Below are 1,881 nucleotides of genomic sequence, written 5' to 3' on the forward strand. Positions count from 1 at the left end.
AGTTTTAGGCTTCACATCTTCCCAGAGATCCCCTTCTCCTTCTACTTGTACTTGTGGGGTTTCAGCCTCAGATTTGCCACCTACTTTATCCGCTTTATAAGTGGTTTTGTAGATGAGAATATCTTCAACTTGCTTCTTGAATTTATCGTCTTTAAGAGAACCGTACTTAATAAAAGTTCCCACATCTTGCCAACATTTGATATACTCTTCTGGAGTTTCATTATAGATAGATTTGAGACGATCAGCAATCTTTTTGGCGATATGATTAGCAATACTGCGAACAGTACGATGATTAGTTAATGCACTTCGAGAAACGTTTAAGGGAATATCAGGACTATCAATAACTCCTCGTAACGGCATTAAAAATTCTGGTATAATTTCTTCGCAGTGATCGTTAACAAAAACCTGATTACAGAACAGTTTAATGTGTCCTTGAGAGACATCAACATCAGGACGTAATTTAGGAAAGTATAAAATCCCATTTAAAAGATAAGGATAATCCGTGTTTAAATGGACCCACAATAAGGGATCTTCTTGGAAAGGATAGAGGTAACGATAAAACTCTAAATAGTCCTCATCTGTTAAGTTTTGGGGTGATTCTTTCCACAGTGCTTTTTGTCGGTTAATCGTCTCATTTTCAAACTTAATAGGAACGGGAACAAAATCAGAATAAGTTTTAACTAATTGACGAATTCTTTGAGATTCTAAGTATTCTTGTTCGTCATCCATTAAGGTTAACGTAATAGTAGTTCCCACTTGAGTTTTAGAAGATTCTGTTATCTCAAATTCAGGGGAACCATCACAAGACCAATGAACCGCTTGTGATCCTTCTTTATAAGATAAAGTATCAATTTCTACCTGTTTAGCTACCATAAAAGCAGAGTAGAAACCTAAACCAAAATGGCCAATCAAATCATTAGCACTTTTTTGATATTTTTTTACAAATTCTTCTGCACTTGAAAAAGCAACTTGATTGATGTATTTTTTAATTTCATCAACGGTCATGCCAATACCGTTATCATAAATAGAAAGGGTTTTATTACTCTTATCAACGGTAATGGTAATTTCGGGTTCAGGAACATCCCCAGATAGTTCCCCTGCTAAAGAAGCCATTTTTAACTTAGAAATGGCATCCACTGCATTAGAAATTAATTCCCGTAAGAAGATTTCGTGATCGGTGTAGAGAGACTTCTTAATAATGGGAAAAATATTCTCAGTATGAATGGTAATATTACCTTTTTCTAGTACCGCCATAGTTTTTACTTCTTGTCAGAATAGAGTTTACATATTGTCTGTTATCATTGTCTCTGATTTTCACCATTGTTTCATTTTGGGATTATTACACCTCAAAGATGCGGATATCCGTACTTATAGATAATGAATAATTATTTAATTGGATTAAAAATTTAATATTGAGTCATTTTCTGGTTTTGCTCTACTGCATTTTGATATAACCAAGTGGTCGCATAACCAAGTCCATATAATAAAATAGCATCGCTACAAGCTCCGACAATTGGTCCAATTCCTGGTATTATTTCAACAAAACTTAAACTGGTTTTGATTAGTCCTCCTCCTAGAGATAAGTTATATAGAGCAAAATTTTCTCCTCGACGCAAGGGGGTTTCTAGGGTTAAATTATAAGCAGCAGCCAGTTTATAAATCATTTCTACTTGTAGTTTAGTAATAGCTGAAAATTCTAATCCAAATAAAAATAAGGCAAAAGGAGGTATCAAGTTAGTAAAAACTCCTACTTTCGCTGCTTCTATTCCTTGTTGTTTAATTATTCTATCTGCTAATTGAGCAGGGGTTTCTGTCGGATATTGTTGCCGTAATTGATTAATATCTTTTTGTATTTTATCATGGTCAACTTCTCCTAAAATA

At 34.1% G+C, this 1,881-nt stretch carries 2 protein-coding genes; both read right to left on the reverse strand.

The window, feature by feature from the left end; genetic code table 11:
- A partial coding sequence (gene htpG, locus CY0110_RS27630; RefSeq protein WP_008278980.1) for a molecular chaperone HtpG occupies window positions 1-1,254 on the reverse strand: 1,254 nt, incomplete at its 3' end.
- 152 nt (window positions 1,255-1,406) lie between these two features.
- On the reverse strand, window positions 1,407-1,881 hold a 475-nt coding region (locus CY0110_RS27635), incomplete at its 5' end, for a hypothetical protein (protein ID WP_035800914.1).

Source organism: Crocosphaera chwakensis CCY0110 (genome assembly GCF_000169335.1).
Taxonomy (GTDB): Bacteria; Cyanobacteriota; Cyanobacteriia; order Cyanobacteriales; family Microcystaceae; genus Crocosphaera; species Crocosphaera chwakensis.